Genomic DNA, 23970 nt, shown 5'->3' on the forward strand with positions numbered 1-23970 from the left:
TATTAATTGAAGTAAGATTATGAAAGACACAGAAACATTAAATAAAGAAGAAAAAACCACTACTACCACAATGCGAATCTCAGGTAGCGAAGCGATCATCAGATGTCTGATTGCTGAAGGTGTGGACATTCTTTACGGATATCCAGGTGGTGCAATCATGCCTGTATATGATGAACTTTATAAATTTAGAGATCAAATACACCATGTACTTACACGTCACGAACAAGGCGCTACTCATGCGGCCCAAGGTTATGCACGTATTTCAGGAAAAGTTGGGGTGGCGATAGCTACTTCTGGACCTGGGGCTACAAATCTCATTACAGGCATTGCAGATGCACAAATAGATTCTACACCTATGGTGTGCATTACAGGTCAGGTGGCTTCACATTTATTGGGAAGCGATGCCTTTCAGGAAACGGATATTATTGGTATTTCTACCCCGGTAACGAAATGGAACCACCAAATCAGCAAAGCTTCACAAATTCCGGAAGTGATTGCCAAAGCATTTTATCTCGCCAGAAGTGGGCGTCCAGGACCGGTATTGATCGATATTACCAAGGATGCTCAGTTTGAAGAGTTCGATTTTTCCTATGAAAAATGCAAAGGCGTCAGAAGTTACAATCCTGTTCCAAAAACTGATATTGACGATGTGAAAGCTGCTGCGCTTTTGATAAACTCAGCTAAGAAACCGTTTATCGTTTGGGGACAAGGCGTTATTTTAAGTGAAGCCGAAAAAGAATTGATCGCCGTTATTGAAAAAGCAGGCATTCCATCGGCATGGACCATTCTTGGTGCTTCAGCAGTTCCAACAGCGCATCCTTTAAATGTTGGGATGGTAGGCATGCATGGAAATTATGCACCCAATGTGTTGACCAATGATTGTGATGTTTTAATTGCCATAGGCATGCGTTTTGACGATCGCGTTACGGGAAAACTGGAATCTTATGCAACACAGGCTAAAATAATTCACTTTGAAATTGATCCTTCTGAGATTGATAAAAACGTAAAAACAGATGTGTCGGTTTTAGGTGATGCCAAAGAAAGTTTATCACAATTGTTACCATTATTAAAACCAAATTCACATACAGAATGGCATCAAAAATTTAAAGATTTGTATGCTATAGAATACGAAAAAGTCATCAAGGATGACCTCTATCCTACAAAAGAAGGCTTGACCATGGGTGAAGTTCTCAAGGAAATCAATATTCAAACCAAAGGAAATGCCGCTATTGTTTCTGACGTTGGTCAACACCAAATGATCGCCTGCCGATATGCTGAATTCACAACTACCAGAAGTAATATCACCTCTGGCGGATTGGGAACAATGGGATTTGCACTTCCTGCAGCCATAGGGGCGAAAATGTCGGCACCAGAGCGTGATGTGGTAGCAATTATTGGCGATGGTGGTTACCAAATGACCATTCAGGAATTGGGCACCATTTTTCAACAAAAAGTGCCCGTGAAAATTGTAGTGTTAAACAATGAGTTCTTAGGAATGGTACGCCAATGGCAACAACTGTTTTTCGAAAAACGATACGCTTCCACCGAAATGACCAATCCAGATTTTGTAGCTATTGCAAAAGGATATTATATCGATGCGCAAAAAGTAACCAAAAGAGAAGATCTAAAAAAGGCCGTTGCTGAGATGATGGCTTGTGAAGGACCGTACTTTTTAGAAGTACGCGTAGAAAAAGAAGGCAATGTTTTCCCTATGATTCCAACAGGTGCAAGCGTTTCAGATATCCGTTTGGAATAAAGAAAACGCTGGAAGCATCAAAACTGGAGGATTAAGACATCTAATAGATAAAAAGAGCATAGAAAATAGAGTATCGAATAAACAAATAGAGGATTATATCCAATAGAGGGAGAAGTCTAGTATCTATATTCTAATATCTATAATCTCAAAAAAAAACATCTTAAAAAAATGAATGAAACTAATTTATATACCGTTTCCATTTACACGGAAAATAACATCGGATTATTAAATCGGATCTCGGCAATTTTTCAACGTCGCCACATCAATATTGAGAGCATCAACTCCTCAGTTTCTGAGATTGAAAATGTATCCAAGTGGACCATCGTTGTGAAGCTCTCGGAAGAGCGCATGAAAAAAGTCATCGGTCAGATAGAAAAACAAGTGGAGGTGATCAAAGCGTATTACCATACAGAGGAGGAGACCATCTATCAAGAGTCTTGCCTGTTTAAAATCAAATCGCATTTACTTTTTGACGAACCACAAATTCAAAATATCATCAAAGAAAGTAACGCCCGTATTGTGACCGTTAACAGAGATTTTTTCGTCATTGAAAAGTCTGGGCGTAAAGAGGAATTAGAATTATTACACCGTGAATTAAGTGTTTTTGGAATCATGCAGTTTACCCGTTCAGGACGAATTGCGGTGACCAAGGACGAAATGAAAATATCAAAAATGCTCGAAGCATTTCAACATTAAAAATCAAAATAAAATGTCAAATTATTTCAACACATTACCGTTAAGACTACAATTGGAGCAATTAGGAAAATGCCGATTTATGGAGGCTTCAGAATTTGAAGACGGCATCAATGCGCTAAAAGGAAAGAAAATAGTTATTGTAGGCTGTGGCGCCCAAGGTTTAAACCAAGGTTTGAACATGCGCGATTCAGGTCTGAACATTACCTATGCTTTACGTGACGCCGCTATTAAAGAGAAACGTGCGTCTTATAAAAATGCAACCTCCAACGGATTTACCGCAGGTACTTATGAGGAGTTGATCCCAACGGCGGATTTAGTCTTGAATTTAACGCCGGACAAGCAACATACCGATGTTGTTAAAACCGTGATGCCATTAATGAAAAAAGGCGCAACATTAAGCTATTCCCACGGATTCAATATTGTAGAAGAAGGCACAAAAATCCGTAAAGATCTTACCGTTATTATGGTGGCTCCAAAATGTCCTGGGACCGAGGTCCGTGAAGAGTATAAGCGTGGTTTTGGTGTGCCAACACTAATTGCGGTGCATCCAGAAAATGATCCAGAACAAAAAGGTTTGGAACAGGCAAAAGCTTATGCCGTTGCAACTGGAGGCGATAGAGCAGGCGTTTTGGAATCTTCATTTATTGCTGAAGTAAAAAGTGATTTAATGGGCGAACAGACCATTCTTTGTGGGGTTCTTCAAACCGGTTCTATCCTTGCGTTCGACAAAATGGTTGAGGAAGGTGTCAATGCCAACTATGCTGCAAAATTGATTCAGTTAGGTTGGGAGACCATCACTGAAGCTTTGAAACATGGCGGGATTACCAATATGATGGATCGCTTATCAAATCCGGCAAAAATTAAAGCCTTTGAAATGGCAGAAGAATTAAAGACCATTCTAAAGCCATTGTTTGAAAAACACATGGACGATATCATTTCTGGACATTTCTCAAAAACGATGATGGAAGATTGGGCCAATGATGATGTCAATCTTTTAAAATGGCGTGCTGCAACTGGAGAAACTGCTTTTGAAAAAACAGAACTGACCGCAGATCATATTTCAGAACAAACCTATTTTGATCATGGCGTGCTGATGATAGCTTTCGTTAAAGCAGGAGTAGAATTAGCCTTTGATACGATGGTAAGTGCCGGTATTATTGAAGATTCAGCCTATTACGAATCCTTGCACGAATTGCCGTTGATTGCCAATACCATCGCAAGAAAAAAATTGTTCGAAATGAACCGTGTTATTTCTGATACGGCAGAATATGGTTGTTATTTATTTGACCATGCCGCCAAACCTTTATTGGTAGATTTCATGAAGAAAGTCGATCCAAAAACTATCGGAACGTCTTTTTCAACATCAAATGCAGTTGACAATCAAGAATTGATTACTGTTAACGAAGCTATTAGAAATCATCCTATTGAAACAGTTGGGAAGCGTTTAAGAGCTGCCATGACTGCCATGAAAGTTATAAAAACAGATGCTGAAGTTGAAGATTCAGTTTTAGTATAAAAAGAAATCTTAGCATCATATTGATGTGTTTAATTTAAAAGGCAGGAGTATTCCTCCTGCCTCTAAAGAATCGTGATGAAGATTGAAACCAAAATATATTACCCAAGTATGGCAGCTGTTGAAGAAGCTGCCAGAAAACTACAAGATGTTGCTGAGGTAACACCACTGACCGTTAGCGAGCGCTATTCAAAGGAATTTGAATCGAATATCCTATTTAAACGTGAGGATTTACAGCAGGTACGCTCTTACAAAATTAGAGGTGCTTACAATAAAATGGCATCGTTGAGCCCAACGCAAATTGAAAATGGAATTGTGTGCGCCAGTGCCGGAAACCATGCTCAAGGCGTTGCTTTGTCTTGTAAATTATTGAAAATAAAAGGCACCATTTTCATGCCTGCACCCACGCCAAAACAAAAGATTGAGCAAGTCAATATGTTTGGAGAAGAATATACCGAAGTAGTTTTAGTTGGCGACACTTTTGATGATGCCAACGCGGCTGCAATGGAAGAATGCGAACGCTTAAACAAAACCTTTATCCATCCGTTTAATGATGAAAAAGTAATTGAAGGACAAGCCACCATGGCTCTCGAAATTATTGATCAGGCCCAGCACCCTATCCATTATGTATTTGTTCCTGTTGGCGGCGGCGGATTGTCGGCTGGATTATCTACAGTGTTTAAGGAATTATCCCCAAACACAAAAATTATAGGTGTGGAACCTAAGGGAGCACCATCTATGTCCACTTCAATCCAAAATAAACAGAATACCAAGTTAAAGAAAATCGAGAATTTTGTAGATGGTGCTTCGGTAAAACGCGTTGGCGATTTGAATTTTGATATTTGCTTTCAGAATTTGGATGCCATGATTACGGTTGATGAAGGTAAAGTATGTGAAACCATGCTCGACCTGTATAATAAGGACGCCATTATTGTAGAGCCTGCAGGTGCTTTAAGTATTGCAGCTTTAGACCAATATGCCGATGAAATCAAAGGTAAAAATGTCATCTGCATCGTCAGCGGAAGTAATAATGACATCACCAGAACTGCCGAAATCAAAGAACGTGCCCTATTATACGCCAATCTAAAACATTATTTCATTATCAAGTTTCCTCAGCGTGCGGGTGCCTTGCGTGAGTTTGTGGTCGATATTTTAGGTCCAACAGATGATATCACACACTTTGAATACACCAAAAAAACCAATCGTGATAATGGTTCTGCTGTGGTGGGATTAGAATTGAAATCTGCAGATGATTTACAACCACTAATCACAAAAATGAAACTCCATAATTTTTACGGCGATTACCTCAACGACAAACCAGATTTATTTCAATTTTTAGTATAAAACAATCTTATGAATAACATTCCAGAACAGTTTCAAATTAAATCACTCATCCACCAAAACAGCTATTTAGTAGATGGCGAATTAAAACCCTGGTCTGGAGAAAGCACAGAAGTCTATTCTACAATTTCTTCAACTGAAACCTATAAACCTACATTGTTGGGCACCATCCCTACCTTAAGCGAAAAAGAAGCTTTAGAAGCTTTGGATGCTGCGGTAAATGCTTATGACAAAGGTCAAGGTTTATGGCCCACCATGAAAGTCAAAGACCGGATTGGATGCATGGAAAAGTTTGTCACCCAAATGAAAACGAAGCGAGAGGAAATAGTGAAATTACTGATGTGGGAAATTGGCAAAACCCTCCCCGATTCAGAAAAAGAATTTGATAGAACGGTCGATTATATCTACGATACCATTGAAGAGTACAAACAACTGGATCGAGATAACTCCAAATTTGAAAAAAATGATGGCGTTTATGCACATATCCGAAGAGGGCCGCTTGGCGTCGTCTTATGTTTAGGACCTTACAATTATCCTTTGAATGAAACTTTTGCGCTGTTGATTCCTGCATTGATCATGGGAAACACGGTAATCTTCAAGCCCGCAAAATATGGAGTTTTGTTGATCTCACCATTATTGGAAGCTTTCCAAAGCAGTTTTCCAAAAGGAGTTGTTAACATTCTTTATGGTCGTGGAAGAACGGTGGCCACACCAATTATGCAGTCTGGAAAAGTTGATGTTCTAGCCCTTATAGGGAATAGTAAATCGGCGAATGCTTTACAAAACGAACATCCAAAAAGTAATAGATTACGATTGGTTTTAGGATTGGAAGCAAAAAATCCAGCTATTGTTCTTGCGGACGCCGATTTGGATTTGGCAATTGACGAATGCATCGCAGGTACCACATCTTTTAACGGTCAACGCTGTACAGCACTAAAAATAGTCTATGTACATGAAGACATTGTTAACGACTTCAATACACGTTTCTCAGCACGAGTTGATGCTTTAAAATTTGGTAATCCTTGGGAAGCTGGTGCTAAATTAACGCCATTACCTGAATCGGATAAACCACAATACATTCAAGAACTAATTGATGATGCTCTTGAAAAAGGTGCAAAAATCCTGAATAAGAAAGGCGGTGAAACTTCTGAAAATTACATTTTTCCAGCGGTGCTATATCCTGTAAACAAAACAATGCGGGTGTTTCAAGAAGAGCAGTTTGGTCCTGTAATTCCAGTACTTTCCTTCAAAGATATTGATGAGCCTTTAAATGATATGGCCGCCTCCAATTACGGACAGCAAGTCAGTTTATTTGGTAGCGACGTCAAAACCTTGGCGCCTTTGATTGATACTTTGGTGAACTTGGTCTGTCGTGTCAATTTGAACAGTTCTTGTCAACGCGGACCGGATATGTATCCATTTACAGGTAGAAAAGATTCTGCTGTAGCCACGTTGAGTGTCCATGATGCCTTGCGTTCCTTTTCGATAAGAACTTTTGTGGCTTCAAAAGACAATGCATACAACAATGCTATTTTAAAGAATTTATTAGACAGCAAAGCCTCAAATTTCATGAGCACAGACTATATTCTTTAAAAAAAGTTAAAAATTATTTGAAATACTAAATTAAATGTTACTTTTGATCTATGATTCTAATGAAAAATAAAATACGTCCATCAAGTCCCGCAATGGTATTGCGCAGACGCTGTGCATTCTAACCTAAAAAGAAGTCGCTAACGTATATTTATTTTTTTTACCTTGATCACATCACCACATATAATTTACTTTTCAAATTCAGTTGTTTTAAATAGCAACCGTATTAGGCTATGTCCTGTAGTGTTCCGTCTCCCTTAAGGGTGCGCTCTATATTTGGAACTTAGGTGAGTCCGGTTCTTTTTCTCGACAACATAATCTTAATTTTTTTTAAATCTAAACATCAATACAATGGACATTGTTATTGCTAATAAATCTCATGCTATTTACGCTCAGATCATTTGCGACACCATTGCGGAATCAGCAAAAGTAAGAGGTACAGGTATTGCAAGACGTACACCTGAATATATCATGACCAAATTGGAAAACGGAAATGCAGTTATCGCTCTAGATGGCGACATCTTTGCGGGGTTTTGTTATATTGAAGCTTGGGGACATGGCAAATTTGTTGCCAATTCCGGGTTGATTGTACATCCTGACTATAGAGAGCAAGGCTTAGCCAAAAAAATAAAAGCGCGTGTTTTTCAGCATTCCAGAGAGAAATTCCCAGATTCTAAAATATTCAGTATCACAACCGGATTAGCCGTTATGAAAATGAACAGCGAATTGGGCTACAAACCCGTGACGTTTTCAGAACTGACGGATGATCAAAGTTTCTGGAACGGATGTCAAACTTGTAAAAACTACGATATCCTTCAGCGTATGGAGCAGAGAATGTGCTTATGTACTGGCATGTTATATGACCCAAAATCTAAAGATAGCGACGAACCAAAAGAAGTGAAAACAAAGGTGTTCCAAAGATTAAAACAAATCAAACAGAACTTGTTTTTAAAAAAAGATAAATCATGAGCAAAAAATTAGTTTTAGCCTATAGCGGCGGATTGGATACGTCATACTGTGCCGTCCATCTCAGTAAGGATTTGGGCTATGAAGTACACGCGGTAAGTGTGAATACTGGCGGGTTTTCTTCTGAAGAAATTAAGAACATAGAAGCCAATGCCTATAAAATGGGCGTTTCTACCTATAAAAATATTGATGCAGTAGCTTCTTATTATGAGAAAGTGATCAAGTATCTGATTTACGGAAACGTTTTAAAAAACAACACATATCCATTATCGGTAAGTGCAGAACGGATCATTCAGGCCATAGAAATTGTTGAATACGCCAAAAGTATCAATGCCCAATATATTGCCCATGGCAGTACAGGGGCTGGGAACGATCAAGTACGTTTTGATATGATTTTTCAAACCTTGGCACCTCATATCGAAATCATCACACCTATCAGGGATTTGAAATTATCTAGACAAGAAGAAATTGATTATCTTAAAAGTAATGGTGTGGACATGTCTTGGGATAAAGCAAAATACTCCGTCAATAAAGGCCTTTGGGGCACGAGTGTTGGTGGCGAAGAAACCTTAACTTCTGAAAAACCATTGCCAGACCACGCGTATCCATCACAATTGGGAAGAGAAGGTGTAGAAAAAGTGACCTTGACGTTCAAGCAAGGACAATTTGTAGCACTCCATGGGAAGTCGAATACTCCCGAGAAAAATATTGAACTTTTAAATACGCTTGCTTCTGCTTATGCTATCGGGCGTGATATTCATGTTGGCGATACTATTGTCGGTATTAAAGGTCGTGTTGGTTTTGAAGCCGCCGCGGCACTCATCACGGTAAAGGCACATCATTTATTGGAAAAACACACCCTTACGAAATGGCAATTACAGCATAAGGAATACCTCTCCAGTTTTTACGGGATGCATTTGCATGAAGGCCAATATTTGGATCCTGTAATGAGAAACATTGAGGCCTTTTTAGAAAGTAGCCAACAAAACGTATCGGGAGATGTTGTCGTGACCTTAAAACCATACCATTTCAGCTTAGATGGCATCAGCTCTGCACATGATTTGATGAATGCGAAGTTTGGTAGTTATGGCGAAATGAACAAAGGTTGGACCGCAGATGAAGCCAAAGGCTTTATAAAAATCATTGGCAATCAAAATAAAATCTATCACCAAGTAAATTCAGAATCATGATTGACGTTGGGATTATTGGAGGTGCAGGATATACGGCAGGCGAATTGATCCGGTTGCTCTTGAACCATCCAAAAACAAATCTTAATTTTATTTATAGCACGTCCAACGCTGGAAATAAAGTGCATAAAGTACATCAAGATTTGGTGGGCAGCACCGATTTGGAGTTTTCCAGTACGATCAATCCAGAGGTGGATGTTCTGTTTTTGTGCTTGGGCCATGGCAATTCAAAAGCATTTTTGGAAAGTCATAAATTCTCGTCTCAAACTAAGATCATCGATTTAAGCAATGATTTCAGATTGGAAAAAGATCGTGATTTTCAAGGGATGCATTTTGTTTACGGATTGCCTGAACTTCAAAAGGACGCCATTCAAAAAACCAACTATAATGCTAATCCTGGCTGTTTTGCTACTGGAATTCAATTGGCACTTCTGCCGTTGGCAGCACATCAACTTTTAAAAAGCGATGTTCATGTCAACGCCGTTACAGGTGCAACGGGTGCAGGAACCTCCTTATCGGATACGACCCATTTTTCATGGCGAGACAATAATTTTTCACATTATAAGGCCTTTTCACATCAACATTTGGGAGAAATCAATGAAAGCCTCTTTGCACTGCAAAAAGATGCCAGTTCTGAAGTTATTTTAGTACCAAATAGAGGGAATTTCTCAAGAGGAATTTTCACAACGGCCTACACTGATTTTGATGGAAGTTTGGAAGAGGCCAAAGATTTGTATAAAACCTATTATAAAGATGCTCCGTTTACGATAGTTTCTGATGAAGAAATCCATTTAAAACAAGTGGTCAACACCAATAAATGCCTTCTTCATTTGTATAAACACAACACCAAATTGTTAATCACGAGTGTTGTGGATAACCTGTTGAAAGGTGCTTCTGGACAAGCCATTCAAAACATGAATTTGATGCTTGGATTTGAAGAAACAGAAGGACTATTGCTTAAAGCAAATTATTTTTAATAATCGCTTTCAGGGTTTGAAAACCTGAAAGCGTTATGGATACTAAAGTTTAATTAAAGAGATATCCGCCAAAGTTTATATTGAGCATTACTGAAATGAAAATGTTTTTTCATTGAAAGTACATTGTGAAACAAGCCGAAATACAAACATACATATGAAAATAGCTATAATAGGTACCGGAAATTTAGGGAAATCAATCGCAAAAGGTTTGATCACCACCAATGCGATTACGACGCTTTATCTCACCAAAAGAAATACGGACAGCATTACGGAGTTTGACGGTTACAAAAATGTGTTCCTCACTACGGACAATGTTTTGGCAATTAAAAACTCTGATATTATCATTTTAGCCGTTCAACCTTCTCATTTAGAAAACGTGTTAAAGGAATTTACTTCCTTAATTACCGAAAATCACGTGTTGATTTCAACAGTCACCGGGTTTAGTATTGAGAAAATTGAGACTATTGTTGGTGTAGATCAGTTTATCATGAGAGCCATGCCAAATACCGCCATTGCCGTAGGAAAATCAATGACCTGTATCTGTAGTAATGTTAAAGGCACTAAACGCATTAAGGTTGCTGAGGCCATTTTTAACCGTTTGGGACATTCATTGGTCATTCCAGAATCACAAATGCAAGCCGCAACAGTTGTGTGCGCCAGCGGCGTTGCTTTTTGGATGCGCTTGATCCGCGCCACAACCCAAGCCGCAATTCAATTAGGTTTTGATGCTAAAGAGGCCCAAGAATTGGCCATGTACACCAGTGAAGGCGCTGCAAGTTTATTAATTGCAAATGGTCACCATCCTGAAGAGGAAATTGACCGTGTGACCACGCCAAAAGGCTGTACAATTGAAGGCTTAAATGAAATGGAGCACAAGGGCTTAAGTTCGTCATTGATTCAAGGAATGATTGCCTCTTACAATAAAATCAGTAACATTAAAAAAGAACAAATATGAGTTTATTTAATGTCTATCCACTTTTTAACATCACGCCGGTACGTGCCAAAGACCTTGCCGTTTTTGATGACAAAGGCGTCGAATATTTAGATTTATACGGTGGTCATGCCGTGATTTCCATAGGCCATTCGCATCCAGAATATGTAGCGGCGATTTCCAATCAAGTAAAAAATTTGGGATTCTATAGTAACGCGATTCAAAATCCGCTACAAGAATCCTTAGCTAAAGAACTTGGACGTATTTCAGGATGCAAGAACTACCAATTATTTTTGTGTAATTCAGGAGCTGAAGCCAACGAAAACGCGCTCAAATTAGCGTCCTTTCACACAGGAAAAAAGAACATTCTAGCGTTTAAGAACTCGTTTCATGGACGTACCTCAGCAGCGGTTGCCGCCACTGACGATCCAAAAATTGTCGCCCCGTTAAACGCGCAACAACATGTAGATTTTGTGGCTTTAGGCGATTTAAAAGCCGTAGAAAACATTCTGAAAAAAGAGGAAACCTGTGCCGTTATCGTTGAATGCATCCAAGGTGTGGGTGGATTGGACGAAGGTACCACTGAGTTTTATCAAGGCCTGGCAAAACTATGCAAGACCTACAACGCCATGTTGATTGCCGATGAAGTCCAATCTGGTTTTGGAAGAACTGGCGATTTCTTCGCATTTCAAAAATACGGTTGGACCCCAGATATTATTTCCATGGCAAAAGGTATGGGCAACGGATTTCCAATTGGAGGCATCTTGATCCACCCAAATATTAAAGCGTCGTTTGGCTTGTTAGGAACTACATTTGGAGGAAATCATTTAGCCTGTGCAGCATCTTTAGCGGTCTTAAAAGTTTTGGAATCAGAAAAGTTGATGGCAAATGCAGATGAGATGTCGGCGTATTTTATTAAGAAAGCACAGCATCTACCCCATTTAAAAAGCATTAAGGGACGCGGATTGATGTTGGGATTGGAATTCGACTTTTCAGTAGCAGAACTACGAAAAAAACTGATCCACACCCACAAGATATTCACTGGAAGTGCCAAAAACCCAAATTTAATTCGGATTCTGCCACCATTAACCATTCAAAAAGAACATATCGATTTGTTCTTTGGAGCCTTAAAACAGGAGTTGGTGATGATGAATGGGATTTAGAGTGATGAACAAATCAAACCTCACAGGTTTAAATAGAAGATTAACTTAAAGAGATTCCCGCCTTCGCGGGAATGAAAAATGTATTATTTGATGAAAAAATACACCGAAATAAAAGACATTGCCAATCTCTCTGAAATGATAAAGGAAGCTATTTTACTCAAAATGCAGCCTTTTGAATTTTCGGAATTAGGGAAACATAAAACCTTAGTCATGTTGTTTTTCAATTCGAGTTTGAGAACGCGCTTGAGTACAGAGAAAGCAGCTCGTAATTTAGGCATGCACGTGAGTATTCTCAATATCAACGATGCTTGGAATATCGAATTTGAAGACGGCAGCATCATGAATGCCGGCAGCTCTGAACACATCAAGGAAGCCGCCCAGGTGATCTCTCAATATGCGGATGTTATTGCTGTTCGTGCGTTTCCAACGCTTACAGATAAAGCTAAAGACGCTTCAGAATATATTTTAAATAGTTTTATAAAATACGCCACGGTGCCAATTGTGAATATGGAAAGTGCTACGGCGCATCCCTTACAAGCTTTGGCAGACGCGATTACCATAACCGAACTTTCTGAGACACACAAACCAAAAGTCGTTTTGTCATGGGCGCCACATCCAAAGGCATTACCACAAGCGGTTGCCAATTCGTTTGTTGAAATGATGCAAAAGATGGACGTCGATTTAACCATTACGCATCCAGAAGGTTATGAACTTGATGAAAAGATCACCAAAAATACCCCCATCAATTACAACCAGGAAGACGCTTTAAAAAACGCCGATTTTGTGTACGTGAAAAATTGGAGCAATTATAAAGACTACGGAAAAGTCTTAAATCAAGATCCGATTTGGATGATGACCCAAGAAAAACTGGGCAATGCAAAATTTATGCACTGTTTGCCGGTAAGAAGAAATGTGGTGGTGGAAGATGCGGTTTTAGATGGCAAAAACGCCATAGTGATTAAACAAGCCAACAATAGAACCTTTGCGGCGCAAGTGGTATTAAAGCATATTTTAGAAAATTTGTAGAGTCCTGACAGGTTTTAAAAACCTGACAGGTCTTAGATATAAGATGAAAAATTAAGAGATACCCGCCTTCGCGGGCATGTTATGGACACATTAAAAATCATTAAAATAGGCGGTAATATCATCGATAATGAAGTGGCATTGTCTTCTTTTTTGGATGTATTTGCAGCTATCGAATCGCCTAAAATCCTGATTCACGGTGGTGGTAAATTAGCCACACAATTGGCCAATCAGTTGGGTCTTGAAGTAAAAATGATTGATGGCAGACGTATTACTGACAAGGCAACCTTAGACCTCATCACTATGGTTTATGCCGGGAAGATCAACAAAAACATCGTGGCACAATTACAATCAAAAAACTGTAATGCCATTGGGTTTTCTGGTGCCGATGGGAACACCATTGTTTCTAAAAAGCGTCACATAAATCCCATCGATTTCGGATTTGTAGGCGATGTCAAAAAAGTGAATATCAAAACGCTTCAAGTCTTGTTGGAACACAAGGTGACTCCGGTATTTTGTGCTTTGACCCACGATAAAAAAGGACAGCTTTTAAACACCAATGCCGACACCATCGCTTCTGAACTGGCCATCGGATTTGCCGAGCACTATCAAACAGAATTATATTATTGCTTTGAGAAAAACGGCGTTTTAAGGGATGTGACGGATGAAAATTCGGTAATCAAAGAAATCACTACCCAATCCTATCAAAGTTTAATTGATGATAAAGTCATCGTGGACGGCATGCTCCCAAAACTGAACAATTGCGTTTATGCCATTGAAAAAAATGTTCATAAAGTCTGCATCGGAAAACCAGAAATGCTCTATGACGATCAGGCTAATTTTACAACCATTACCAAATGATACAAAAACTGACGACAGATGCGATTGCATTGTTAAAAAATTTGATTGAAATCCCCTCTTTTTCCTCAGAAGAAGACAAAACTGCCGAGTTGATAGAGCAGTGGTTTAAAAAATTTAATATCGATTATAAAAGAACGATCAACAATGTTTGGGCGTTAAATAAACATTTTGACGAATCAAAACCTACGTTGTTGCTCAATTCGCATCACGATACCGTAAAACCCAATTCCGCTTACACCAAAGATCCTTTTAAGGCTATTGTGGAAGACAGCAAATTATATGGATTGGGCAGCAATGATGCCGGAGGTTGTTTGGTCTCATTGATCGCCACGTTTACTTACTTTTATGAGCAACCAGAACTTAAATACAACTTGGTCATTGTCGCTTCCGCAGAAGAAGAAAGTAGTGGACCGAATGGACTGAACAGTATGTTGAAGATTATCCCGAAAATTGATGTTGCCATTGTGGGCGAACCCACTTTGATGCAACTCGCCATTGCCGAAAAAGGCCTCGTGGTTTTTGATGCCAAGGTAAAAGGAACGCCAAGTCATTCGGCACACCCAAACGATGACAACGCTATTTATAACTGTATCAACGTATTGCAATGGTTCAAGGATTATAAATTTGAAAAAATTTCGGATGCTTTAGGAGAAGTTAAATTGACGGTATCTCAAATAAAAGCAGGCAAACAACATAATGCGGTTCCTGCCGAAGTAGATTTGGTGGTGGACGTCCGTGTGAATGACCGTTATACCAACGCTGAAATTGTGGACATCCTCCAAAAAGAAGCGCCGTGTGATAGTATTATCCCACGAAGTTTACGCTTGAACTCGTCGTCTATTCCAAAAGAGCACGCTTTGGTACAGGCAGGTATCGCTTTAGGTCGTGGCACTTATGGGTCACCTACACTTTCAGACCAAGCCGTTTTAACTTGTCCGTCGTTAAAATTAGGACCTGGGGACAGTACAAGATCACATTCGGCAGATGAATTTATTTATATTAGTGAGATTGAAGAAGGAATTGAATTGTATGTGAAGTTGTTGCAGAAGATATTGTAGAAAAAGAATTAAGATTTTAGAGCCAACCTGCCGGCAGGCAGGGAATTAAGACTTGATTTTGAATTGATAAGATAAGAATAATTAAAAAAGGAGAGCAGGTTTTAGATTCCTGCCTTCGCAGGAATTTAGTATGAAACTCTGGGATAAAGGTATTAGTATTGATAAAAAGATAGAACAATTCACCGTTGGAAACGACCGGGAAATCGATCTACATATTGCCAAATATGATGTTCAGGCGTCTTTGGCTCATGCCAAAATGCTTCAATCCATCGGTATTTTATCGAAGGACGAATTAGTGCAATTAGAAGGTGGCTTAGAAATCTTAGCACAACAAATTGAAGAGGGCACCTTCACCATCGACGCGCAATTTGAAGACGTGCATTCTAAAATCGAATTTGAACTGACCAAAACGTTGGGTGAGGTGGGTAAAAAAATCCATACGGCACGTTCCAGAAATGATCAGGTTTTGGTGGCGCTACAACTTTACTACAAAGAAAATATCGGCATTATCTACGATAAAACTGAAGTGTTTTTCAACACCTTGTTAGACTTGGCTGAAACCCATAAAAATGCCTTACTTCCAGGATACACACATTTACAAGTAGCCATGCCATCATCTTTTGGCTTATGGTTTTCTGCGTATGCCGAACTGCTAATTGACGATGTGTATTTACTTAATGCAGCTTTAAAAACCGTCGATCAGAATCCGTTAGGTTCAGCAGCTGGTTACGGGAGTTCTTTCGGAATTGATCGGGAATTTACTACTAAAGAACTGCAGTTTTCGACCCTAAAATACAATGTCGTTGCAGCACAAATGGCTCGTGGCAAAAGTGAACGCACCATATCATTAACTTTAGGGAGTTTGTGCAATACCATGGCGCGCTTTGCGATGGATATCTGCTTATATATGAGTCAGAACTTTAGCTTTATCACCTTTCCGGACGAATTGACTACAGGAAGCAGTATCATGCCGCATAAAAAGAATCCTGACGTCTTTGAGCTGATTCGTGGTAAGTGCAATAAAATTCAGGCGCTACAAACGGAGATGATATTGATCACCAATAACCTTCCTAGCGGTTACCATCGCGATTACCAATTGCTGAAAGAAAACATGATTCTTGCTATCAATGACGTTAAGGATATCCTGGATATTTTCAACTATGCCATTCAGCAAATAGAAGTCAAAGACATCGATTTAAACGATGCCAAATACCAGTATTTATTTACGGTCGATAATATGAACACCTTGGTTGAGGATGGGATGAGTTTCCGCGAGGCTTATCAAATTATTGGGAAACAAGTACAAGAAGGGACTTATAAACCAGATACTTCTAAAGAGCACACACATGTGGGAAGCATGGGGAATTTGTGTTTGAAGGAGATCAAAGCGAAGTTTCCAAAACGTGAAAAGCATCCGTGAAGGATGCTTTTCTGAAGAGCTACTATCTAATAATTCTGACTAACTAAATTAAATTTAAATAATAGTAGATTGTCCTAAATGAATGTTTGTAAAATTCATATTAGTATCCTTCGGATTATTTATAAAATCTTCAATGAAATCGCCCACTTTGGTGGTTGAAATATGATTGAATTTAGTGTTTAAATCTGGTGTTGTAATATTTAATTTTAACGAACGCTCCACCCCTTCTCTAATTAATTCGGCTTCTTCATATAATTCGAAATGATCCAACAACATGGCGGCAGATAAAATGGACGCAATCGGATTGGCAATGCCCAAATCTTTTGCCTGCGGATAAGACCCATGAATAGGTTCAAACATGGCGAAGTAATCTCCAACCGATGCAGATGCCAATAAGCCAATAGAACCACCTATGACACTTGCCTCGTCGCTGATAATATCGCCAAACATATTTTCAGTCAAGATAACGTCAAATTGTTTCGGATTCAATATGATCTGCATGGCAGCATTATCTACAAATAAGTAGTCAAGTTTGACATCTTTGTATTCCTGTGATACTTCAGTCACCACTTTTCGCCATAAACGCGACGATTCCAAAACATTGGCTTTATCTACCAAAGTCACTTTGCGCTTTCTGGATTGCGCCGATTTGAATGCCAAGTGGGTGATGCGTTCGATTTCAGAACGGGTATACACACATAAATCAGAGGCCGTATTTCCGTCTTCGCTTAATGTTTTTTCACCGAAATAAATGCCTCCAGTCAATTCTCTATAGATACAAATATCAGTACCCTTTATGAATTGCTTTTTTAATGGCGATTTGTCCAAAAGGGTATCGTAAGCTTTAACTGGTCTTATATTGGCATATAAACCCAATTCCTTGCGCAGTTTCAATAAGCCTTGTTCAGGGCGCACTTTAGCCGATGGGTCATTGTCATATTTTGGATCGCCAATGGCACCAAATAAAATGGCATCGGTGGCTTTACATAAATCAAGGGTTTCCTTTGGCAACGGATCGCCAGTTTCATCAATTGCAATAGCACCTACTGGCGCATATTTGAATTGAAACGAATGATCAAATTCTTGTGCAATCGCCTTCAAAACTTTGACAGCTTGTGCGGTTACTTCTGGTCCTATGCCATCTCCTGGCAATACAGCTATTTTTAATTTCATAAATTCTTGCGAAGGCAGGAATCCCCTACCTTCAATTATTTTAGTGTTTTTTTTTCTTTTCTTGTTCCCGCGATCCCGATAACTATCGGGAGGGAATCTATCAATTTTTTGACGTCACATCAATAGTTTCGCCTTTTCAAACCTACAAGGTTTTTGAAACCTTGCAGGTTAGTTTTAGAAACCTTGCAGGTAGTTATTACGCTTGCAATGTCTTCTCAAATGCTTTAATCGTTTCTCTTTTACTCAACAAATAGTCAATATCATCATAACCGTTGATCATACATGTTTTTTTGTAGGCATCAATATGAAAAGCTTCTGAATGATTTGAACCATCAATACCAATGGTTTGCGCTTCTAAATCTACGTTGATTTTTGTCTTCGGATCCGCTGTAATGGTCGTCATCAATTCCTTCAAAAACTGGGGAGAGACTTGCACTGGAAGCAATCCATTATTAAGCGCGTTCCCTTTAAAGATATCTGCAAAGAAACTTGATACGATTACTTTAAATCCATAATCGGTTAATGCCCATGCCGCATGCTCTCTACTGCTGCCACATCCAAAATTATCTCCAGCCACCAAAATAGGACCTGCAAACTGGGATTGGTTCAATATAAAATCGGTGTTGATGCCACCATCATTTTGAAATCGCCAATCTCTAAACAAGTTTTTTCCAAAGCCATCTCTGTTGGTAACTTTCAAAAAACGCGCAGGGATAATCTGATCCGTATCGACGTTTTCGATGTCTAATGGAATTGCTGTTGCTTTTAAGGTTATAAATTTTTCCATTCCCCTAAATCCCCAAAGGGGACTTTTTATTATTTTTATTTATTTTTAGCCACGATTACACGAATGTTTTTCTGTAGCTTTTTTATAAGTTTCTGTCCTTTTCAAACCTGTCAGGTTTTAAAAACCTTACAGGTTGGTCGATGCGTGTTCTTAATTCAACTGTTTTGTAATATCAATGATCTTACCTTCAACAGCGGTTGCAGCAGCCATCAATGGACTTGCTAAAATGGTTCGCGCGCCTTGACCTTGTCTCCCTTCAAAATTTCTATTGGAGGTGGAAACGCAATATTCGCCTTGCAGAATTTTATCGTCGTTCATTGCCAAACATGCTGAACATCCAGGTTGGCGCAATTCAAATCCGGCATCATCAAAAATGATTTTTAAACCTTCTTCTATAATTTGAGCCTCCACTTGCTTGCTTCCTGGAACTAGCCATGCCGTAACATTATCTGCTTTTCGTTTGCCCTTGATATAATCTGCCGCAATCCTAAAATCTTCAATTCTTGAATTGGTACAACTGCCAATAAAAACAAAATTGATAGGTTTACCAATTAAGGTTTCACCTTTCTTAAAATTCATATAATCCAATGCTTTTTCAAAGGACGCATCACTGGTTTCAGGAATGAATTCGGAAATTTTAATTCCCATTCCAGGATTGGTGCCATAGGTCAACATCGGCTCAATATCTTCGGCATCAAAATGATATTCTTTATCAAAAACCGCATCGTCGTCGGTTGGCAGTGTTTTCCAATAGGCTACTTTTTTATCGAATGCTTCACCTTTTTGAGCAAATTTTCGACCTTTTACATATTCAAACGTCGTTTCATCCGGTGCAATCATACCTCCGCGAGCCCCCATTTCAATACTCATATTACAAACGGTCATTCGGCCTTCCATAGACATGTTTTCAAAAACATCACCAGCATATTCACAAAAATAACCTGTACCCGCGTTGGTACCAATTTTTGAAATAATATATAAAATGACGTCTTTTGATAGGACGCCGTTTCTTAACTTTCCGTTGACCGTTACTCTTAAACTCTTTGGTTTTGTAAGCAGTAAACACTGACTTGCAAAAACCTGCGCGACTTGGCTAGTCCCAATCCCAAAGGCGATGGTTCCAAATGCGCCATGCGTTGATGTATGACTGTCGCCACAAACAATGGTCATTCCGGGTTGGGTGATGCCCAATTCTGGTGCCATGACGTGCACAATACCGTTGTATTTATGCCCTAATTCATAGAGTGTAATGTTATTATTATGGCAATTTTCAGAGAGTTGCTCCAGCTGTTTCCTGGAAAGCTCATCCTTAATTGGTAAATGCTGATTGATTGTAGGTGTGTTATGATCGGCTGTAGCAACAATTTGATCTGGTCTAAAGACTGGAATATTGCGCTCTTCAAGCTCATTAAATGCTTGCGGACTCGTTACTTCGTGAATCAGATGTTTATCGATATACAGAATTTGCGGACCGTTTTCAATCGTGTCTACAACATGCGCATCCCAAACTTTATCAAATAAGGTTTTTCCCATTTTAAGCTGAAATTATTTGTTGATACACTTTACTGGTTTCAATGATTTGATGGATATCTTTATCATTGACTTCCTTTTTCTGATCTGCAAAATTCAAGAAATTAATATAGACCTCATCCAATTGTAATTTTGTCAATTCGTAGCCCACATTTTTAGCGCGATATGCCAATGCTGCACGGCCACTTCGGGCAGTCAATACAATAGCAGATTCTGTAACACCAACATCTCTTGGATTGATGATTTCATAGGTTTCTCTATGTTTGATCACGCCATCCTGATGGATTCCAGAACTGTGTGCAAAAGCATTTGCGCCAACAATGGCTTTATTCGGCTGGGTATAAATGCCCATACTTTCTGAAACCAACTGACTTATAGCGTATAAATGTTGGGTTTTTATATTGGTATCCAAATTAAGATACGGATGCTGTTTTAAAACCATCACGACTTCTTCAAGAGCTGTGTTTCCAGCGCGCTCCCCTATGCCGTTGATGGTACATTCAATTTGTCTTGCACCGTTGATGACTCCTTCGATGGAATTGGCAGTTGCCAATCCTAAATCGTTATGGCAGTGACAGGATAAAATGGCTTTTTCAATACCTTTGACATTCTCTTTTAGATATTTAATTTTTGCTCCATATTCACTTGGCAGACAATACCCAGTTGTGTCTGGGATATTTAACACCGTAGCGCCTCCCTTAATGGCCATTTCGCAAACCCGAGCTAAAAATTCATTATCGGTCCGACCAGCATCTTCTGCATAAAACTCAACATCTTCAACAAAGCTCTTTGCAAATCGGACGGCTTCAAAAGCGCGTTCCAATATGGCATCTTGATTAGAATTGAATTTATATTTAATATGTGAAGCAGAAGTACCAATTCCTGTGTGGATTCGTGGATACTTTGCATATCTTAGTGCGTTTGCGGCCACTTTAATATCGTTTTCAACCGCACGTGTCAATCCGCAAACAACAGTGTTTTTTATCAATTTCGAAATTTCTTCAACAGATTTGAAATCCCCAGGGCTTGACACTGGAAAACCAGCTTCAATAATGTCAACACCTAAGTTTTCGAGCTGCTCCGCAATAATGAGTTTTTGATTAGTATTTAGCTTACAGCCAGGAACTTGCTCGCCATCTCTTAGTGTGGTGTCGAAAATTTGAACATTATTATCAGACATTTGTTGCATATTATTTTTGTATTGACAAGCTAATTTATACTTTGTATTTAAATTTGGTTGGTCAAGGATCCGACTTTTACGATGTTCAGTCGTTTTTAAATATTTTAAATAATTGATTATTAATGATTTAAGTGACATTTTAACGTGATGACTAAGGAGCAAAAAGATAATTTATTTCAGTTGGTAAAATCATTGACCAAGTCCGAAAAACGACAGTTTAAGCTGTATGTTGGGCGACTTGATGTTAATGCCGACTCCAAATTCTTGAATCTTTTTAATTATATGGACAAGGCCAAAAGTTATGATGAACCTGCGATCATCAAGACTGGAATTGTCAAAAAACAACAGTTGGCCAACGTCAAGGCACATTTGTATAAGCAAATCTTAATCAGCTTAAAACTCAATCCTTCGCATCAGAATATCCGTTCGCAAATACGCGAACAACTTGATTTCGCATCTATCTTATACCATAAAGGACTTTATAAACAGAGTTTAAGAATTCTGGACAGAGCCAAAGAACTTGCCATTCAAAATGAAGAAAAGAATTTGGCCTATGAGATTGTCGAACTCGAAAAAATAATTGAATCACAGTATATTACACGAAGCATCAGCACGCGCGCCGATGAGTTGACCGTACAGGCCAAAGAATTGAGCGAATTGAATGTCATTACAAGTAAACTTTCAAATTTATCACTGCAACTGTATAGTATTATCTTAAAAACAGGCTACGTCAAAAATGCTGAAGAAGGTCAAAAAGTAACAGAATATTTCCACGATAGACTCCCTAAGTTTGAGTTCTCTAAAATTGGTTTTAGAGAGAAATTATGGCTCTATAATTCCTATTTATGGTATAGTTTTTTACTTCAGGATTTCTTGAATTGCTATAAATATGCATCAAAATGGGTGAATTTGTTTTATGACAACCCGCACATGATCAGTTTGAATCCTGTATTCTTTTTAAAAGGAAATAATTATCTGCTGGAAGCCCTGTTTTTTATCGGAAGGAAACCGAAGTTTTTAAAAAAGCTACGCATTCTGGAAGAACGATTGGAGCAACCTGATTTCCCGAAGGATGAAAATGTAGAAGCACTAATTTTTTTGTACCTAAATTTTCACAGGATCAATCAACATTTTATTGACGGAAGCTTTGATGAAGGTTTGAACCTCATCCCAAGAATTGAAAACAAACTAAAAAAATACAACAATCGTCTTGACGAGCACCATAAAATGATTTTTTACTATAAATTTGCAAGCTTACAATTTGGGGCAGGTAATAATAAAGCGTGTATTTTCTATTTGGATAAGATTATTTCCAATAAATCATTATCCATGCGCGAAGATTTACAGACTTTTGCACGTGTCTTGAATCTGGTTGCACATTATGAAGCGGGAGTAGATTATCATATGGAAAGCTTGCTTAAGAGCACCTATAAGTTCCTAATAAAAATTAACGATCTGTACGAGGTTCAAAAGGAAATGATCAAGTTTATCAAAGGGTTGCAGAATATTTATCCGCATGATCTGAAAAACGCGTTTATTGAACTTCACAAAACTTTAAAAACTTATGAAGATCATCCTTATGAGCGTCGCGCATTTTTATACTTAGACATCATTTCCTGGTTGGAAAGCAAGATTGAAAACAAACCTGTTGGACAAATAATTAGAGATAAGTATTTGGCGGAGTTTGCATCATAAAACATTATTAATTTTAAACTGAAACATTAAATTCATGCAATTTTCACGACTTTTTTACGTCATATTTTTAGTTACTCTTTCTTTCAGTTCAAACGCCCAAGGCTTATTCAAGAAAAAAGATTCCATTGTTACTAAAACTCTATCTCAATCTTGGGAATTGGAGAAAAAGGACAAGAATGGAACCTTTAAACTAAATTCTTACAAACCGTTTTATGTTATGCCGGTGCATTGGAGCAACCGTATCAACAAACAGCCTCAAAGTGTGGGTGGAGAACCCGTTTTTGATGAACCTCTTGAATTACATTCTACAGAAGTTAAATTTCAGATTAGTTTCAAAACCAAAGTGTTACAATCATTTTTGTTTGGCAAAGGTGATATTTGGGTAGGTTATACCCAGGTAGCCCATTGGCAAGTATATAATCAAAAACTTTCACGTCCTTTTCGCGAACTCAATTATGAACCAGAACTTATTGCAGTTTACCCATTGAACTTTAGCTTTTTTGGAGTTAAAGCTAAAATGATAGGTTTAGGATTTAACCATCAGTCCAATGGTAGACCAGATCCAATTTCAAGAAGCTGGAATCGGCTGATGGCACACTTCGCTATTGAACGTAACGACTTTCAACTATATCTTAAGCCATGGATACGGCTTGATGGGGGCACAGCAGATGATGACAATCCAGAAATTGAAGACTATTTAGGACGCGCTGAAGCCAATGTTATTTATAGAAAAAATGGTCACAGTCTTGATCTTGTTGTCCGAAATTCGTTGAAATTTAACGACAATCATGGCAGTGTGCAGTTCAATTATATGTATCCTATTAAAAATAACCTAAGAGGTCATTTGCAACTCTTCAGTGGCTATGGCGAGAATCTCATCGACTACAACCACTATCAAACAACGGTTGGGTTGGGGATTTCTTTTGTGGAATGGTAGAGACGCTTTGGTGCATGTAATAGTTTAATATAGGAGATACTTCGCTATAATATTATTGAATACAGTTAGTTCATTATCCCAAGAAGCAAAAATTTCTAATGGAGTTTTAAATAGTGAAGATAACCTCAAATTAAACCTCTAACTATATGTCAGGACAAGATTATATAGACTAACACATTCTGAATA

The 23970-nt window shown here is 38.6% G+C and carries 20 protein-coding genes; 16 read left to right on the plus strand and 4 right to left on the minus strand.

The features are described 5' to 3' along the window. Positions 1 to 19: 19 nt before the first annotated feature. The 14 genes from ilvB to argH all read left to right on the plus strand — a co-directional run bounded on the left by ilvB (position 20) and on the right by argH (position 16482). Positions 20 to 1756: a biosynthetic-type acetolactate synthase large subunit gene (ilvB, locus tag ESZ48_RS01350; protein WP_129015509.1), complete on the plus strand. Its 1737-nt coding sequence runs from the start codon at positions 20 to 22 to the stop codon at positions 1754 to 1756. A gap of 168 nt (positions 1757 to 1924) precedes the next feature. After that, a complete protein-coding gene (ilvN, locus tag ESZ48_RS01355) occupies positions 1925 to 2452 on the plus strand; it encodes an acetolactate synthase small subunit (RefSeq protein WP_129015510.1) in 528 nt (175 codons plus the stop codon). 13 nt (positions 2453 to 2465) lie between these two features. Further along, on the plus strand, positions 2466 to 3968 hold the full coding sequence (ilvC, locus tag ESZ48_RS01360) for a ketol-acid reductoisomerase (RefSeq protein ID WP_129015511.1): 1503 nt from the start codon (positions 2466 to 2468) through the stop codon (positions 3966 to 3968). Positions 3969 to 4043: 75 nt separating this feature from the next. Continuing rightward, positions 4044 to 5309 (plus strand): threonine ammonia-lyase IlvA, encoded by a 1266-nt coding sequence (ilvA, locus tag ESZ48_RS01365; RefSeq protein WP_129015512.1) that lies wholly within the window; start codon positions 4044 to 4046, stop codon positions 5307 to 5309. Positions 5310 to 5318: 9 nt separating this feature from the next. After that, complete coding sequence (locus tag ESZ48_RS01370; RefSeq protein WP_129015513.1) at positions 5319 to 6899, plus strand: NADP-dependent glyceraldehyde-3-phosphate dehydrogenase; 1581 nt, start codon at positions 5319 to 5321, stop codon at positions 6897 to 6899. Positions 6900 to 7247: 348 nt separating this feature from the next. Beyond that, positions 7248 to 7865, plus strand: coding sequence for a GNAT family N-acetyltransferase (locus tag ESZ48_RS01375; RefSeq protein ID WP_129015514.1), 618 nt, complete (start codon positions 7248 to 7250; stop codon positions 7863 to 7865). Beyond that, a complete protein-coding gene (locus ESZ48_RS01380) occupies positions 7862 to 9052 on the plus strand; it encodes an argininosuccinate synthase (RefSeq protein ID WP_129015515.1) in 1191 nt (396 codons plus the stop codon). Before ESZ48_RS01375 ends, ESZ48_RS01380 begins: the two co-directional genes overlap by 4 nt. Next, positions 9049 to 10026, plus strand: coding sequence for an N-acetyl-gamma-glutamyl-phosphate reductase (gene argC, locus ESZ48_RS01385; RefSeq protein ID WP_129015516.1), 978 nt, complete (start codon positions 9049 to 9051; stop codon positions 10024 to 10026). The genes ESZ48_RS01380 and argC overlap by 4 nt, the downstream gene beginning before the upstream one ends. 154 nt (positions 10027 to 10180) lie before the next feature. Further along, positions 10181 to 10981, plus strand: a complete 801-nt coding sequence (gene proC / locus ESZ48_RS01390; RefSeq protein WP_129015517.1) for a pyrroline-5-carboxylate reductase — start codon at positions 10181 to 10183, stop codon at positions 10979 to 10981. Beyond that, the gene (locus ESZ48_RS01395) at positions 10978 to 12120 is read left to right on the plus strand and encodes an aspartate aminotransferase family protein (RefSeq protein ID WP_129015518.1); all 1143 of its coding nucleotides are present in this window, start codon (positions 10978 to 10980) and stop codon (positions 12118 to 12120) included. Before proC ends, ESZ48_RS01395 begins: the two co-directional genes overlap by 4 nt. Positions 12121 to 12210: 90 nt before the next feature. After that, positions 12211 to 13146: a Rossmann-fold NAD(P)-binding domain-containing protein gene (locus tag ESZ48_RS01400; protein WP_129015519.1), complete on the plus strand. Its 936-nt coding sequence runs from the start codon at positions 12211 to 12213 to the stop codon at positions 13144 to 13146. A gap of 81 nt (positions 13147 to 13227) precedes the next feature. Continuing rightward, the gene (gene argB / locus ESZ48_RS01405) at positions 13228 to 14004 is read left to right on the plus strand and encodes an acetylglutamate kinase (protein ID WP_129015520.1); all 777 of its coding nucleotides are present in this window, start codon (positions 13228 to 13230) and stop codon (positions 14002 to 14004) included. After that, on the plus strand, positions 14001 to 15062 hold the full coding sequence (locus ESZ48_RS01410; RefSeq protein ID WP_129015521.1) for a M20 family metallo-hydrolase: 1062 nt from the start codon (positions 14001 to 14003) through the stop codon (positions 15060 to 15062). Before argB ends, ESZ48_RS01410 begins: the two co-directional genes overlap by 4 nt. A 130-nt stretch (positions 15063 to 15192) precedes the next feature. Then, complete coding sequence (argH, locus tag ESZ48_RS01415) at positions 15193 to 16482, plus strand: argininosuccinate lyase (RefSeq protein WP_129015522.1); 1290 nt, start codon at positions 15193 to 15195, stop codon at positions 16480 to 16482. A 54-nt stretch (positions 16483 to 16536) separates the two neighbouring features. On the opposite strand, the gene leuB is transcribed toward argH, so the two are convergent. From leuB to ESZ48_RS01435, 4 genes are all read right to left on the minus strand, one after another. Further along, complete coding sequence (leuB, locus tag ESZ48_RS01420; RefSeq protein ID WP_129015523.1) at positions 16537 to 17655, minus strand: 3-isopropylmalate dehydrogenase; 1119 nt, start codon at positions 17653 to 17655, stop codon at positions 16537 to 16539. Between the two features lie 196 nt (positions 17656 to 17851). Next, positions 17852 to 18442: a 3-isopropylmalate dehydratase small subunit gene (gene leuD, locus ESZ48_RS01425; RefSeq protein WP_129015524.1), complete on the minus strand. Its 591-nt coding sequence runs from the start codon at positions 18440 to 18442 to the stop codon at positions 17852 to 17854. Between the two features lie 150 nt (positions 18443 to 18592). Then, the gene (gene leuC, locus ESZ48_RS01430) at positions 18593 to 19975 is read right to left on the minus strand and encodes a 3-isopropylmalate dehydratase large subunit (protein ID WP_129015525.1); all 1383 of its coding nucleotides are present in this window, start codon (positions 19973 to 19975) and stop codon (positions 18593 to 18595) included. Position 19976: 1 nt separating this feature from the next. Next, positions 19977 to 21152, minus strand: a complete 1176-nt coding sequence (locus ESZ48_RS01435; protein WP_129015526.1) for a 2-isopropylmalate synthase — start codon at positions 21150 to 21152, stop codon at positions 19977 to 19979. A gap of 147 nt (positions 21153 to 21299) precedes the next feature. On the opposite strand from ESZ48_RS01435, the gene ESZ48_RS01440 reads away from it, so the two are divergent. Together ESZ48_RS01440 and ESZ48_RS01445 are read left to right on the plus strand one after the other, a co-directional pair. Further along, the gene (locus ESZ48_RS01440; protein WP_129015527.1) at positions 21300 to 22847 is read left to right on the plus strand and encodes a hypothetical protein; all 1548 of its coding nucleotides are present in this window, start codon (positions 21300 to 21302) and stop codon (positions 22845 to 22847) included. A 34-nt stretch (positions 22848 to 22881) separates the two neighbouring features. Beyond that, a complete protein-coding gene (locus ESZ48_RS01445; protein WP_129015528.1) occupies positions 22882 to 23784 on the plus strand; it encodes a phospholipase A in 903 nt (300 codons plus the stop codon). The last annotated feature ends 186 nt before the right edge of the window (positions 23785 to 23970 follow it).

It is taken from the genome of Gelidibacter gilvus (assembly GCF_004115975.1).
Taxonomy (GTDB): Bacteria; Bacteroidota; Bacteroidia; order Flavobacteriales; family Flavobacteriaceae; genus Gelidibacter; species Gelidibacter gilvus.

Coding starts and splice junctions, on each gene's coding strand:
- ESZ48_RS01400 (WP_129015519.1), top strand. CDS start 12,211: ATGAAAAAATACACCGAAATAAAAGACATTGCCAATCTCTCTGAAATG.
- proC (WP_129015517.1), top strand. CDS start 10,181: ATGAAAATAGCTATAATAGGTACCGGAAATTTAGGGAAATCAATCGCA.
- ilvN (WP_129015510.1), top strand. CDS start 1,925: ATGAATGAAACTAATTTATATACCGTTTCCATTTACACGGAAAATAAC.
- leuB (WP_129015523.1), bottom strand. CDS start 17,655: ATGAAATTAAAAATAGCTGTATTGCCAGGAGATGGCATAGGACCAGAA.
- leuD (WP_129015524.1), bottom strand. CDS start 18,442: ATGGAAAAATTTATAACCTTAAAAGCAACAGCAATTCCATTAGACATC.
- ESZ48_RS01380 (WP_129015515.1), top strand. CDS start 7,862: ATGAGCAAAAAATTAGTTTTAGCCTATAGCGGCGGATTGGATACGTCA.
- argB (WP_129015520.1), top strand. CDS start 13,228: ATGGACACATTAAAAATCATTAAAATAGGCGGTAATATCATCGATAAT.
- ilvB (WP_129015509.1), top strand. CDS start 20: ATGAAAGACACAGAAACATTAAATAAAGAAGAAAAAACCACTACTACC.
- ESZ48_RS01435 (WP_129015526.1), bottom strand. CDS start 21,152: ATGTCTGATAATAATGTTCAAATTTTCGACACCACACTAAGAGATGGC.
- argH (WP_129015522.1), top strand. CDS start 15,193: ATGAAACTCTGGGATAAAGGTATTAGTATTGATAAAAAGATAGAACAA.
- ESZ48_RS01370 (WP_129015513.1), top strand. CDS start 5,319: ATGAATAACATTCCAGAACAGTTTCAAATTAAATCACTCATCCACCAA.
- leuC (WP_129015525.1), bottom strand. CDS start 19,975: ATGGGAAAAACCTTATTTGATAAAGTTTGGGATGCGCATGTTGTAGAC.
- ESZ48_RS01445 (WP_129015528.1), top strand. CDS start 22,882: ATGCAATTTTCACGACTTTTTTACGTCATATTTTTAGTTACTCTTTCT.
- ilvC (WP_129015511.1), top strand. CDS start 2,466: ATGTCAAATTATTTCAACACATTACCGTTAAGACTACAATTGGAGCAA.
- ilvA (WP_129015512.1), top strand. CDS start 4,044: ATGAAGATTGAAACCAAAATATATTACCCAAGTATGGCAGCTGTTGAA.
- ESZ48_RS01395 (WP_129015518.1), top strand. CDS start 10,978: ATGAGTTTATTTAATGTCTATCCACTTTTTAACATCACGCCGGTACGT.
- argC (WP_129015516.1), top strand. CDS start 9,049: ATGATTGACGTTGGGATTATTGGAGGTGCAGGATATACGGCAGGCGAA.
- ESZ48_RS01410 (WP_129015521.1), top strand. CDS start 14,001: ATGATACAAAAACTGACGACAGATGCGATTGCATTGTTAAAAAATTTG.
- ESZ48_RS01440 (WP_129015527.1), top strand. CDS start 21,300: ATGACTAAGGAGCAAAAAGATAATTTATTTCAGTTGGTAAAATCATTG.
- ESZ48_RS01375 (WP_129015514.1), top strand. CDS start 7,248: ATGGACATTGTTATTGCTAATAAATCTCATGCTATTTACGCTCAGATC.